The sequence below is a fragment of the Njordella calcicola genome (genome assembly GCF_056494125.1).
The window spans coordinates 2,204,028-2,217,732 of record NZ_CM151396.1 but is presented as its reverse complement, the minus strand read 5'-3'; the positions used below and the strand labels follow the sequence as shown (position 1 = coordinate 2,217,732).

The 13,705-nt window shown below is 52.4% G+C and carries 13 protein-coding genes; 5 read left to right on the top strand and 8 right to left on the bottom strand.

All coding sequences use genetic code 11. The annotated features are described in order from the left end of the window. Positions 1 to 2: 2 nt before the first annotated feature. The gene (locus tag SH302x_RS08355) at positions 3 to 1,439 is read right to left on the bottom strand and encodes an MFS transporter (protein WP_479368274.1); all 1,437 of its coding nucleotides are present in this window, start codon (positions 1,437 to 1,439) and stop codon (positions 3 to 5) included. Between the two features lie 107 nt (positions 1,440 to 1,546). Then, the gene (locus SH302x_RS08350; RefSeq protein ID WP_479368273.1) at positions 1,547 to 2,479 is read right to left on the bottom strand and encodes a histone deacetylase family protein; all 933 of its coding nucleotides are present in this window, start codon (positions 2,477 to 2,479) and stop codon (positions 1,547 to 1,549) included. 69 nt (positions 2,480 to 2,548) lie between these two features. Here SH302x_RS08350 and SH302x_RS08345 point away from each other — a divergent pair, with 69 nt between their 5' ends. The 4 genes from SH302x_RS08345 (at position 2,549) to SH302x_RS08330 (ending at position 5,986) form a co-directional block, all read left to right on the top strand. Beyond that, entirely contained in the window at positions 2,549 to 3,133 is a 585-nt protein-coding gene (locus SH302x_RS08345; RefSeq protein ID WP_479368272.1) for a hypothetical protein, read from the top strand. Positions 3,134 to 3,435: 302 nt separating this feature from the next. Next, positions 3,436 to 4,362 (top strand): hypothetical protein, encoded by a 927-nt coding sequence (locus tag SH302x_RS08340; RefSeq protein WP_479368271.1) that lies wholly within the window; start codon positions 3,436 to 3,438, stop codon positions 4,360 to 4,362. Further along, positions 4,362 to 5,375 carry a hydantoinase/oxoprolinase family protein gene (locus SH302x_RS08335; RefSeq protein WP_479368270.1) on the top strand — a complete coding sequence of 338 codons (1,014 nt, stop codon included), beginning with the start codon at positions 4,362 to 4,364 and terminating at the stop codon, positions 5,373 to 5,375. The genes SH302x_RS08340 and SH302x_RS08335 overlap by 1 nt, the downstream gene beginning before the upstream one ends. Then, a complete protein-coding gene (locus SH302x_RS08330; RefSeq protein WP_479368269.1) occupies positions 5,372 to 5,986 on the top strand; it encodes a hypothetical protein in 615 nt (204 codons plus the stop codon). The genes SH302x_RS08335 and SH302x_RS08330 overlap by 4 nt, the downstream gene beginning before the upstream one ends. Positions 5,987 to 6,010: 24 nt before the next feature. Here the strand turns inward: SH302x_RS08330 and SH302x_RS08325 are convergent, their stop codons facing one another. The 5 genes from SH302x_RS08325 to SH302x_RS08305 form a co-directional block, all read right to left on the bottom strand. Further along, positions 6,011 to 6,439, bottom strand: coding sequence for a hypothetical protein (locus tag SH302x_RS08325; RefSeq protein WP_479368268.1), 429 nt, complete (start codon positions 6,437 to 6,439; stop codon positions 6,011 to 6,013). Between the two features lie 21 nt (positions 6,440 to 6,460). Beyond that, positions 6,461 to 7,339, bottom strand: a complete 879-nt coding sequence (pyrF, locus tag SH302x_RS08320) for an orotidine-5'-phosphate decarboxylase (RefSeq protein ID WP_479368267.1) — start codon at positions 7,337 to 7,339, stop codon at positions 6,461 to 6,463. Positions 7,340 to 7,448: 109 nt separating this feature from the next. Further along, entirely contained in the window at positions 7,449 to 9,569 is a 2,121-nt protein-coding gene (locus tag SH302x_RS08315) for a pseudouridine synthase (RefSeq protein WP_479368266.1), read from the bottom strand. Between the two features lie 288 nt (positions 9,570 to 9,857). Next, positions 9,858 to 10,763, bottom strand: a complete 906-nt coding sequence (locus tag SH302x_RS08310; protein WP_479368265.1) for a DUF4394 domain-containing protein — start codon at positions 10,761 to 10,763, stop codon at positions 9,858 to 9,860. Positions 10,764 to 10,948: 185 nt separating this feature from the next. Then, positions 10,949 to 12,238 (bottom strand): CCA tRNA nucleotidyltransferase, encoded by a 1,290-nt coding sequence (locus SH302x_RS08305; protein ID WP_479368264.1) that lies wholly within the window; start codon positions 12,236 to 12,238, stop codon positions 10,949 to 10,951. 37 nt (positions 12,239 to 12,275) lie between these two features. Between SH302x_RS08305 and SH302x_RS08300 the strand changes: the two genes are divergently transcribed. Next, entirely contained in the window at positions 12,276 to 12,740 is a 465-nt protein-coding gene (locus tag SH302x_RS08300) for an NUDIX hydrolase (protein WP_479368263.1), read from the top strand. A gap of 111 nt (positions 12,741 to 12,851) precedes the next feature. On the opposite strand, the gene accD is transcribed toward SH302x_RS08300, so the two are convergent. Next, positions 12,852 to 13,697, bottom strand: a complete 846-nt coding sequence (accD, locus tag SH302x_RS08295) for an acetyl-CoA carboxylase, carboxyltransferase subunit beta (RefSeq protein ID WP_479368262.1) — start codon at positions 13,695 to 13,697, stop codon at positions 12,852 to 12,854. Between the last annotated feature and the right edge of the window lie 8 nt (positions 13,698 to 13,705).

Here is a 13,705-nt window from a genome sequence, read left to right as displayed (position 1 = left end):
CATCAGTCTTCTGCATTGTGGGTCGGCTCCGGCAAGAAGAAGGTAAGTACCGTCCCCACGATTGCATAACTGCCCGCCACGATCGCTCCCCATAAAGCAATCTTGGCTGGGTCCGGAGGCGTCGATGCAGACAACGTCAGCGTAATCCAAGCAGCGGCTGTTCCCAAAATACGACCTCCAATGTTGGCTGCGAAACTCTCGCCCGTCCCACGCAAATGCAGCGGAAACGCCATCGGAATGTAGTTACCCCAGAAACTGAACTGAGCGACGGTAAAGAACCCCGCGGCAAAGATCCCCAACTTCAGCGGCGTTAGCGTGTCGGCATCTAAGTTATTGGACAGCCAATAGAACAAGCCGGGGACAACGAAAAGCGACGGGATTTGGAAGATGCGGAAAAGCTTTCGGCGAGAGACAATCCGAACAGCCAACATCGCTAAAGCAACTCGCCCAACCAAACCACCCATCTCTTGCCAAGTTTGAATGCCCGCGACCACTTCACCGCTGCCGCTGGCACGAATCTCTTGAATCTTCCCTGGGCTCAATGTCTGATTGTTTTCAGCGGCCTTTTGAGCTTCTTGATCGACCTTCGCTTGGCCAGCCGCTAACACCACTTTGTGACCTTTACCTGCGGCACTCAGAATTTGAGGTAACTGTTGAATCGCACCAAACGCCAATCCATAGCTGGCTGCAAAGACCAAAGTGGTCACAATCGTAGTGCGTATTAAGCTGGGCTGAAACAACTCCAAAATGCTTGGACGCTTCAACGTTCCCGCCGCACGCTTGGCGGCCCATGCTGGACTCTCCGGCAAGAACGGGCGTATGATAATCAATGGCAGAGCTGGAATGACTCCCGAAATCAACGTGTAACGCCATGCTTCATGCTGTCCATAAATCGCAGGAAAGTCATCCGCAAAACGGTTAGCGATCCAGGAAGCGAACGCTACCAAAATACCACCCAGCGATGAAAACGCTTGCGTGTACCCCAAGACTCGTTCGCGTTGGTCTCGCTCCTCAAACAGTTCGGCTAGCCAAGCCACCGCAGCCACGAATTCAACGCAAACTCCAATAAAGACCAAGCAGCGACATACCAGCAGCATCTCAATACTGGTCGAAAAACCAGCCGCTAGAGCGGAGAATGCATAGAGCAGAATACTGAACGTCAAAACCCGACGGCGACCAAACATGTCGGTCAAATAACCGCCCAACAACCCAAAGATACCGCCCATGATCGCCGGTACGAAAAACAGTGTTCTCGCCCACTGGGTATATTCCGGTGATCCAGGAGTCAATCGCGGTCGACCATCCACCATCCCGCCTAAACTGGCCAGCGCATCTTTCAGAATCAGAGGCAACATCAACAATTCGTAGATGTCGAATGCGAAACCAATCGATGCAATGACACAGATGAGAATGACAACCGAGCGAGATGTCTTGTTCATTTAGTTTTTAAGTGCGGGGGGCAAGTGATCTATCCGCAGAGCGGGATAGCAGTGGGGCAAGGTCTGCAAGTTTAGCCCATAACGCGTCGCGATTCTATAACCCCTCTTCAATCACAGAAGTTCTTGCCAATCGCATTTTCTCGCCAAACCTGTTTCGCACAAAGGATTGTTTGTGCATGGATGTCCACGATATCGTTGACATCCGGCGCATATCCGCCAGCCATTGTAATCGCCACAGGCAGCTTCTCTCGCAATACAAAAGTTTGCAAAACCAACTCATCCCGCCGCCGCAAACCATCCTTCGACAGCTTCAGTCGCCCCAGCCGATCACGCTCAAAGGGATCTGCGCCAGCGAGGTAAACCACAAAATCAAATGGACCTAGCTCCAGAGTTCGATCCAGCCCTGCCTGCAACTGCAGCAGATATTGCTCATCCTGCGTCCCGTCCGGCAGATCGATGTCGATCACACTGGGATGCTTTCTGGATGGAAAGTTCTTTTCACCGTGCATCGAAAAAGTGACCACACGAGAGTCACCGTCAAAGATCTCCGCCGTTCCGTTGCCTTGGTGCACATCGCAATCCACAACAGCCGCTCGTCGAATCAATCCTTGGTCCATCAAGCAACGTATCGCAACCGCTGCATCATTGAAGACGCAGTAACCCTCTCCCGCTGCTCGCATTGCATGATGCGTTCCGCCCGCGAGATTGACCGCGATCGATTCCTGCAAAGCCACTTTCGCAGCCGCTATCGTCGCTCCACTAGAGCGCCGCGAGCGTTCCACCATCGCTTCCGACCATGGAAAACCAATTCGACGAATCTCTTGCGAGCTCAACCGCCCCTCCACCACGCGCTGGATATAATCCGGATCATGAGCTAGCTGCAGTTGCTGGTTCGTGGCCGCTTGAGGCACCAACAACACGTCATCTCGATGCTCCGCATCCATCGCAATCCGATTGCGCAGCAAGCGATACTTCGACATCGGAAACCGATGTCCTGGGGGGAGAGGCAACTCAAAATGGTCGGTGTAGAATAGCTTCATGAATATTCCGGCTCACTGCCCGCTCAACATGCATCTTCCATTATAAAATCGCCTTCAAGCCCCTTAACTATGCAAGCCAACCAACCACCACAGTTTAATCCCTACGCTGCCAATCCCGACGTTGAATTGCGAAACGATCCCGGCATAGCCAACGTGGATGCAGAACTTGTTCGGCGTAAGCATATCGCTCACGAAGCTTCCATCAAATCGATTGGTTTCCTGTACGGATTGGGCGCGGTTTTAGCGATGATGTATTTCTTGTTTTCGCTTTTCGCCATAATTCAGACCGCGGCAGAAGTTGCAGGGGACTTACCATTAACGATCGGCATTGTTTTGCTGTCGGCCGCGATGGCCATCATCCAACTGGTCGCCGCCATCAATCTCCGTCGCTTGAACAAACTGGGACGATTCATCGGAACTATTGTGGCCGTGTTCGGTCTGTTAGGAATCCCCATCGGGACTTTGATCAGCGTCTACGTGCTGTATCTGCTTTGGTCGCCCAAGGGCTCAATGGTGTTTTCTGCTGATTACAAGAATGTGATCGCGCAAACTCCGCACATAAAATATAGAACTTCTATCATTGTCTGGATCTTCCTCCTTCTGTTGCTAAGCGTGCTATTAGTAGTTGTGGGAGCAGCACTTCTTGGTCGGTAGCTTAGCGCCCATCCAATTTACCAAATGCGAACAGCTTATCCACATCTACAGCGAGTGTTACGCTTGTGGATAACGTGTTGAAAGCGAGTAAGTTTCAAAGCCCGCTGCAAACTCTCGCTAATCGATTTAGGCGTATTGGTCCGCATAACGGACGGTCAACTTGGCCTTCGCACCACAAAATATCCCTTTGCATCTAGTCCATTTCGATTCGTGTCGCAAAACTTAACTCGCCGCGATGGTCTTCGAAGATGCACGGACCTCGCCAGATTCCAAACATGCAGACACATACACTCTTGAGGATTATGAGTAAGGGAACTGACAAACGACCTGTTTTGAAAAAAGTCACCTCTCGCGCAATCGATGCAGACACCGCAATGGACGATATTCCGTTCGAAGTGAATGTCGAATCAAACGCCGACACTATCACAGAAGAACCTCTTCGCGATACAGATCAAGAGGATTCCGTTGCCAGCGAGTACGTTGGGAAGTGGAATCGCTTGGTAAGCCAAACGAACTGGGAGAAGGGCCGAATCATTATCCAATGGCGAGAGTCGGCAGTCGCCCAATCGCTGGATGCCATGGCCTACAGCGATGAAGCTTGGGCTCGAAAGGTCGAAGGCGTATCGGCTCAGCATGTCGGTCGTTTGCGACGAGTATTCGCGCGATTCGGTGAATCCCACTCGACATACCCTCGATTGTATTGGAGCCACTTCCTTGCCGCTCTGGATTGGGATGATGCAGAACTGTGGTTGGAGGGAGCGACGCAAAGCGAATGGAGCGTTTCGCAAATGCGACATCAACGCTGGCAAGCGACCGGAGCCAACCCGAATGAAACTCCGGAAAGCAAAGATATCGTCTCGGTCGAAACCGATGACGGCTTCGAAGCCCTGACGGCCATCGAAGACCAAGAAGCCAGCGATCGCGAAGATGATGATCGCGTCGTCGCTAGCGGCCCGCTTGCCGAAGGCCCTGACTTTGGCGATGCCGATAACGACTCCGCCAATGTCGCTACCGCCAATGATGACAACCAAACCAACTTTGATGCGATCGAGATGGTCAATCCATTTGCTGGCTTGCCGCAAATGCCAGACGATGTCGCAGAGGCCTTTGAACATATGAAGCTGGCGATCGTTCGACACCGCTGCCGCGATTGGGAAGAAATCTCTCAAGCGGATATGATTCGCGTCACCGATGCACTTCGTCAGTTCGCGCAAATGACGTCACAGTAATGGCCGTCTTGGGGATCGATATCGGAGGCGCGAATCTCAAGTTCGCGGACTCTCGCGGCAAAGCACACTCGGTCGCTTTCCCGATGTGGAAACGGGCCCGCGAATTGACCGATGAGTTAATCGCGGGTCTACGCAGGTTCCATGATATCGATAGCATCGCTATTACCATGACTGGCGAGATGGCCGATTGCTTTGCCACTCGCCGCGATGGTGTGCGATTTATCGTCGAGGCCACACGTCATGCAACGTTCGGCCTTCCATGCGACTACTATTGCGTCGATGGAAAATGGATGAATGCGGACCAAGCCATCGCGGACCCGTGGTCCGTTGCCGCTTCGAATTGGCATGCGTTAGCAGCCTACGTCGCTATAGAGTTTCGCTCGCCAACACTGCTGATCGACATCGGGTCCACTACGACCGATCTTCTGAATCTACAAGCTGGCAAAGTGGTCACACATTCTCGCACGGATCTCGACCGCTTACAGAAAAACGAACTTGTCTACACCGGTATCCAGCGGTCTAACGTTGCGGGCTTAATCTCAAACTTTGTATTCAAGAATACCGTTTACCCCATCGTCAACGAGCAATTTGCCACCGCCGGCGACGCTTTTCGCATCCTCGAATTGGTGCCCTGCGATGCCGACAACACAGACACGGCCGACGGCCAATCGCAATCCCTGGCCAACAGTCGCCAGCGACTTGCCCGTACCATCGGTACCGACGCCGACTGTGTTACGGACGAACTGATCGTTGGTTTGGCCAATGCAGTGTTTGATCGACAGAGAAGTTTGCTGCGTACGGCCATCCAAGAGAGGTTGAAGGCGTTCCGCGAACCTTGCCAACAAGTTATCTTGAGCGGACACGGTGACTTTTTAGCCATCGCGACGTTGCAAGAACTGGGCTGGACCGGATCCATTGCATCGTTATCAATCACACTTGGGCGTGAACTGTCGCGAGCAAGTTGCGCTTACGCGATTGCCATACTTCGAGAACGTACAACTATCGTCGGATGATGAAACGGATCGTTTTAAAACTTGGTGGCAGCCATTTAGATCATTCCGATTGGTGCGACCGGTTGGTTCAGTACTTAAGCGACAACGGCGATCACGAATACTTCTTGATTGTCGGTGGCGGCGAAACGATTGAAGCGATGCGAAATTTAGATCGCATCCATCGTCTGGATGAAGTAAGCATGCACTGGCGGTGTGTCTGGATGCTGAAAGCAACCACGGATATTGCATGGGAAATCTTGGAACGCTCGAAGTTGCACCTTCCGCTTTTGCGCGTTTCAACACCAACATGCTTTCAAAAGTGCTGCGAATCCAAAGCGACTACTGCAAGCGTCTGCCTCGTGGATTCCAGCGCGTTTTACAACCCAAGCAACGAGCCTGCCAGTGCACTGAGTTTGAGCGACCCGACTCCGCAACCAGGTTGGCAGACCACTACCGATTCGATTGCCATCTACGGCGCAACGCTGCTAGCAGCGGACCAATGCGTGCTGTTGAAATCTTGTGACGTCGATGCGACATGGACAATTCCTCAGTACGTGCAAGCAGGGATCATCGACCCGCAGTGCACTGCCATGGCGTTGGCTTACAACCGCGTCCAACTGCACAAACTGTAGGCCAGGGCCCTTTAGAAACAAAGCCTAGTTCGCGATTAGCTCTGCAGCCATACTTCGTATCCGTTGGACTTGTTCGCTGCGCTCGGCGGCCGGTAGCGTGCCAGCGGAGTCAGCTTCTAAGACTCTGGCCGCCTTCAAGAGTAGCTCAGCGGCAAAGTATTCCGCCGAACTTTTCGCGCCAGTTAGTCCTCTGGGCTGTGGCGATTTAACTTCTGCATTAGGCTTTTGCTCTTGCTTGAGAAACAACTCCGTTAGCTCAGCCAGCAGTGGATCAGCATCAACCGTCAAAGGTTGCGTCAGGTCCAATGGCTGCAACTTCAGTTGCTGGTCGTCAAGCTCCGGATTTTCTTGGGAGCCAGGATCGGGCAGGGGAGGGGTCGCATAATTCGCGTTGATAGCCCAGCTACCTAAGCAGACAACCAGACAAGCAGACAACAGGGAGATGCGCATCATGGTTTCGTCCTTCCAGTTACTTTACTTGCGGTTCAGGTCGTCAATCATATCCAATGTGGCTTTGCGGACAGCACCTAGCCAATCATGCGCAAACTCTTGGGCACTCCGATAGGCGAAAATGATTCCGCGTGAACTGTTAACTACAGCCCCTAAACCATCGCTATTCCAAGCAGCGGCAAGCTCAGTCGCTTTGCCACCTTGGGCTCCGTAGCCGGGAATCAACAGCCATGCATTCTTCAGTTCGTCACGCAAGCGAGCCAGTTCATCAGGATAGGTTGCGCCTACGACCGCTCCGATCGGGCCATAGCTGGCATCCGTCCCCTCCATAAAGTGCGCATTGGTTCTAGAAATCCAACGTGCAACTTTATGCGAAACATCCTCGCCATCGGAAGTCGCTTGCTGAATAAAGCTGCTACCGGGATTCGACGTTTTTACCAAGACGAAAATTCCCGTACCGTGCGATTGGCAAGCTGCGCGAAACGGCTCCAACGTGTCATCCCCTAGAAACGGATTGACTGTTAGCGAATCGCAATGCCACAAACAATCTCGGCCGCTCAAATACGCCTCTGCATAGGCTTCTGCCGTCGAGCCGATGTCGCCGCGTTTAGCGTCCATGATCACGATCAAGCCGCGCTGCTGAGCATACGCATTTACATTGGCCAGCGCAATACATCCCGTGGGTCCAAGCGCTTCGAAAAACGCCGCCTGAGGTTTTACAACTGGAACTAACGGTGCGACTATGTCGATGATCCGATAGCAGAATTCCTCATACGCGCTGGCCGGACTTTTGCCCAGACGCACAACCTCAGGAAGCTGGTCCAAACGAGGGTCCAAGCCAACGCAAACGGCATTGCCTTTTGTCTGTACGGCATGCTGAAGTTTGGCACCAAAGTTTTCCATGCTAAAGCCTATTCGCTAAATCAAATTCCACCGTAGTCGATCTCGTTAAAGCTCGTCTTACCAATTCTTTAACGAAATCCGTCATGTCCTAGCCGTCAGCCCGCGCGGTTTAACTATCGCGACGAGGACGCCGACTGCGGTTGTCATTGCTGGAGCGACCGCGAAACGGACTCCCTTGCCCGCCAGCGCGAGGAGGTCGCCCATCGTCACGCCCTCGCCCACTGGGCCGTCGATCACCTGAATCATTGCCGCGTGGACCTTGCCCACCCCCGCGACTATCACCGGACCGAGCTGGCCGATCACCGTAAGGTTTGCGGTCACCATAGGGCTTGCGATCGCCGTATGGTTTACGATCACCTGACGAAGCGTTTCGATCGCCGTATGGTTTACGATCACCTGACGAAGCGTTTCGATCGCCGTAAGGTTTACGTTCACCTGACGAAGCGTTTCGGTCGCCGTATGGTTTACGTTCACCTGACGAAGCGTTTCGGTCGCCGTAAGGCTTGCGATCACCATAAGGTTTACGGTCACCTGACGAAGCATTTCGATCGCCGTAAGGCTTGCGATCACCATAAGGTTTACGTTCACCTGACGGAGCGTTTCGATCGCCGTAAGGCTTGCGATCACCGTAAGGTTTACGGTCACCTGACGAAGCGTTTCGGTCACCATACGGCTTGCGATCACCATAAGGTTTACGTTCACCTGACGAAGCGTTTCGATCGCCGTAAGGCTTGCGTTCACCGTATGGTTTACGTTCACCTGACGAAGCGTTTCGATCGCCGTAAGGCTTGCGTTCTGAACGGCCAGCGCCGCCGGAACGTTCGCCATAAGGTTTACGCTCTTTAGCACCACGTTCACCGCGTCCTTCAGGACGGCGATCATTAGTACGCTCACGAGGTTTCGAATCTCTTGGTCCACGTTCTGACTCGTTACCGATAACGCGGCCGCGCCAAGGCGAATCGGTTTCGCGAACTAAAATCGCTTCCGCTTCGATGCCACTCATCGGGTTGCTAGGATCGCCCGCTTTGATGTCATCAAGATCATCGTCAAGTCCATCGTCTCCGTCGACGTCTTGCTCCATAAACGGATTGAATTCATCATCGTCGTCATCATCATCGGAGTCATCTCCAATGATCATGGATGCAAGATCATCATCGTCGGCCATGTCCGAATCTTCTTCCGAATCATCGTCGGAGGATTCTTCGAAAAAGCTTTTCAGGTCTTCTTCCAGTTCAGGAGTTATTTCCTGGCTGACAATGTCCGCTTCGAAATCGTCATCCCAATTAGCGACAGGAATCTGAGTTGGATCGGTTACGAAACGCGCGTCATCGGTCAGATGCTCAGGCACATCGACTTGGCTTAGATCCACAGGCCTGGCTGCGACGGAATCTTGCTTGTCGCCTTTGGCTGCCTGCGATTTGTCTTTATGCTTCGAACTGGACGATTCGTCACGAATCGATTTCTTTTCCCCTCGGAGCCCAGACTTACCTTCGCTCAGTCGAACGGCCGTCTTCTTGAGCGAATCGATCTCTTGAGGTGTTAACGGTCGGTAATCGCCTTCGGCCAGGTTGGCCAGCTTAATCGGTCCGACTGAAGTGCGTTGCAACGCAAGCACCTTATGTCCGATCCTGGCCAGCACGCGGCGGATCTCGCGGTTCTTGCCTTCGCTTAAAACAATCTCGATCTCCGTGGAGTTCTTATGCGATTTCTTGATCGTGGCATCATCGGCTTTCGCCTTCCCTTCTGCCAGATAGACGCCTTTTCGCAGCACGCCTAGCTCTTCGCGGTCAATGCTACCAGCAACCAACACACGGTAGGTCTTTCGGACACCGTACTTAGGATGCGTCAATCGCTGCGCGACCGTGCCGTCGTTGGTCATCAGGATCAAGCCTGTCGAGCTGCGGTCCAATCGACCAATGCTAAACAGCCGAGCTCCCTGAGGAATCAAATCGATCACGCGCGGTCGACCTTGTGGATCGCGATTGGTGCAAACCACGCCCGCCGGTTTGTTCACGGCATAGTACGTAGGTTTGCCCAGCTTGATGGATTCTCCATCAACACTGATTTTGTCAACACTTGGATCAACTTGTGTCCCCAATCGGGAACAGGTCTCGCCGTTGATCTCAACGCGGCCTTCTTCAATCAATTCGTCAACACTTCGTCGCGAACCATAGCCAGCCGCAGCTAGCACTTTGTTTAATCTTTGTTTGCCGTCCAAATCGAGTTTCATCGGGCGGTTGCGTGGCGGTTTCATACGATTACTTGCATCGGGTGAAATGGAGAATAAATCGCACACGGCCTAGAATCTAGGCATAACATGGATCTCACGAGTGCGAAGAGCGATTCACAGAGAGCGGAGCCGCACGCTTCCCAGCGTTCGACAGGCTGCCAAGGCTAAATGCTTGGATCAATCACTGTCGAACATAATAAACCAGCGAAATTTTTTTAACAGATCAATTTCCCAAGTTTTCGCTTCCTAACTTGGCTTGCAATCAATGACGCTGTTTTCAAGCGTCGACTAACACAGCGTCTTTTCGACGAAGGCACGCCCCTTCCGCCAACGCCAAGCCGCACCGCCAACGGTCGTTAAAGCCAATATCGCGACCGAACCGGGCTCCGGAACGGCTGTAACGGCCAAACCTCGAACATTGAAAGGTATGACGCCTAAATTGGTTGCTGTACCGGATGCTAAATCAATTGAATACAAATCAGAAAGCACGCCGTTACCGAAAGCGGCATAGGCCGCTCCAGTTGACGAAATATCAAAGCCGCCAACATCGTTGGCATCAATACCTAAGCTTCCGACCGTGCGGAGTATCCCATCGTTGTTGGCTTGAGTTACCAACGCATCGAGAGAAGTATCAATCGCATACAACTGCGTCGTATCCGCTGTGCCAAAAATTACATTGTTTGTGTAAGCGTGATGAACCACATTGGGATCGACTCCTACATTGTCATCGTCAGCGGCATAAAAGACGGGTACGGTTGACGCCACGTTCGCCTCGCCCGTAATCGGATTGGCCACAATGTTCTGATTGGTATCGCTTACGATTCGAATTCGATCAATGACTGGATTAAAATCAAACCCGAATTGCGTGCCTTCTAGTGCAGTCGCGAAGCCTGACCCAACTTGCGTTGCAAAACCGAACTGCGATATCGTGTAAACCGCGCTGGAACTGCTCAAGCCATACAGTTGCGCTGTCGCAGGGCGATAATCAATTGAAACGATCGATTCACCAAACGCTAGTCCAGAAAGTAGTACCGGCGTTCCAATCAGCGGCGACGTACTATCAAAGTAGTAAAGCCCTTGACTGCCAAGCTCTGGTATGTCCACCAGGGCTGTCATCAGTTCGGCTCGCGATTTTATCGTTGGTATTAACGTACAAGCCACAACCAACAGTACACGAAATAAAAATGCCTTCATGTGGTCTCTCCAAGTGTGGGAGGAAAATGAACAGTACTAAACACACTGTTACTGTCCACACGCTCAGCAAAGGTTATTCCGCAGGCCAGAGGCGACCGCGAAAGGCATTGAATCTTTAGCTTGATACCAAGCCGCGCTGTTCCAGAAAACTAGCTTCGCCAAAGGGCGATAACATTAGGCGGCAATCAAGCGTCGCAGTAACAGCGTTTCACATACGCGATTGCATCTTGCCGTGAGTGCAACTGGCCGTCCAATTGTTGGTCTCGCACATCTTTCAAAATCTGCTTGAAGATCGGGCCTGGCTTTAAACCAATCTCTTGTAAATCACTGCCATCTAAAAGTGGTATCGGATTCAGTTGGTCGGCTGAGAGTTGCGTCATGCGCTCATTCAAAAATCGCCCCCCCTTTTCACTTAAGCCCAATACCAGAGCAATTGTGCCCGCAATACTTAATAGATCATATGCACGGCGGTGGATAGCAATCGGTTGCAGTTTCGACCAGGGCAGCCGATCGGCGGATAAAACGAGATCGATGTTGATTAGCAGATAGGCTACATCGTCTCGAAGTTGATTACTCAGCTTCAAATGCTTCGCAATCTCATCAACCAGTTGCAGGCGATGAAGCTGGCGATCGCCCGTCGACAGGTAATACAACAGAATTGCCAACAAGCTAGCGATGTCGCGGACAGGACATTCCTCAACAACGCGTAAACATGCACGCTTCAACGCAAGATCGTTCGTCCATGCATCCGCAATGCGAGGCCAAATCGTCTCAAGCAATCCATAAACATGCAAATGATCCAACGCCCAGGCCGCGCGGGGTAGCAGCGCGATCTTAGTCAATTCGTCTGCTAACCTTTCCTGAGAAACCTGACACAAGCCCGGGGCCGATGCAACGATGGCAGCTTCGGTTTCAGCTTCCAATAGAAAGTTCAGTCGCGCAGCGAAACGCACCGCTCGCACCATCCTGAGTTTGTCTTCGGCGATGCGTGAACGAGCATCACCAATAGCGCGGATCACACGCGTCTTCAAATCGCTTTGGCCGCCTACGAAATCATGCAAGCAGTTTTCCAACGGGTCATAGAACATGCCGTTGATCGTAAAGTCACGCCGCTGAGCGTCATCCTGGGCGGTTGCAAATCGAATACTGCTGGGACGTCGTCCATCTACGTATTCGCCATCGGTACGGAACGTAGCGACCTCGACATTGAAAACCAGCGAGTCCAATTTCCGATGTACGCACGCCACACCAAATGCTGCACCCACCATCAGGGTGTTGCGGCGACCAAAAATCTGTATGATCTGCTCTGGAGACGCGCTGGTTGCGACGTCATAATCCTTCGGCGTTTCGCCAAGCAATTGATCGCGAACGCAACCGCCGGCAAAATATGCCATGAATTGCTGAGCTCGCAGTCGAGCGACAATCTCCACTGCAAATTCGCGATTCAACTCATCCCAACTTTTATCCAACGTCATTACCGATGCACGATTCTCTGAAGAAAGCGGCTCGCTCGTGAATTCACCCGATCAGAATCGTGGACTAGATCAAATAAAAACGCAAGGTGTCCGACACGGAGTGGTGGCTGTTTGCCATGAAGCAAATCGGTTTCTAGTGATCCGCCGCTCAGCAAAAGTTCGCGCCCCCAATATGCTTTGCTTTCCCGGCGGACATATCGAAGCGAACGAAACTTTCGAACAAGCGATCATTCGCGAGATGCAAGAGGAACTCGCCTTGCCGATCGAAATTGTAGGGCATCTGTGGAGCTCAATCACCAGTTGGGGCACACACTTGGAATGGATTCATGTCCGCCGACCGGCCGCCTACGACCCCATTCCTAATCCCGAAGAGGTTGCCGCCGTGATGTGGCTGACCGAATCCGAACTGCTCGGTAGTCTGGATATATTGGGCAGTGTTTCGGATTTTTTCGAAGCGAAATATTCAGGACTTCTACGGCTCGATACCCTTACCGAAGACTAAGTTGTCGCTCCGCCGACGTGCGGAAAAGGTTGGTCGCCTTCCGCCCAGTAAAAATGCTGCGACATACTGCACGTTTCGCTCGCAACGCGAACATCAAACGTCGCCAGGGCACTATTTGCCGCAATAATCGATCGCTTGTGCAATCTCGGTCTTCAGTCGGCTGCGGTCTACAATGCGATCGATATAGCCATGCTCCAACAGAAATTCACTGGTCTGAAACCCCGGCGGAAGCTCGACGCGAATCGTCGCCTTAATCGTTCGCGGTCCGGCAAATCCAATCAGCGCTTTAGGCTCGGCAAATATCAGATCTCCCAACGACGCGAAGGAAGCGGCCACACCGCCCATGGTCGGATTGGTCAAAACGCTGATATACAATCCGCCGGCAGCATGATAGCGAGCTAGTGCCGCTGAAACCTTCGCCATCTGCATCAGCGACAGAATCCCCTCATGCATTCGCGCTCCACCACCAGAGGCACTGATAATAATCAGCGGTAAAGTCTGCTCCGTCGCTCGCTCAATGAGCCTAGTCAACCTTTCGCCCACTACAGATCCCATCGATCCCATGATGAAGGCCGAATCGGTGATCCCAATGGCGACTCTTCGAGCGCGAATCATCCCGCAGCCCGTGATCGCCGCGTCGTCCAGCCCAGTTCGATGTTGCTCGGCAACCAAACGTTCGGCATAGCGTTTCTTGTCGGAGAACTGCAAAGGATCCGTGGGCAAAACGCTTTCATCCCACGATTCAAACGTGCCATCGTCCAAAACATGCGAGATACGATCGCGGGCCGAAACATATAAGTGAAATCGACAAACCGGGCAAATGTTCAACTGCCGCTCAGCTTGTTTTTTATAGATCGTATTGGAGCAACCTGGGCACTTGATCCACAATCCTTCAGGCACACCACGCTTTGCAGAAACCGGAATGGGAATGACTTCAGTTCGATCGACGATGGACACGTTGAATT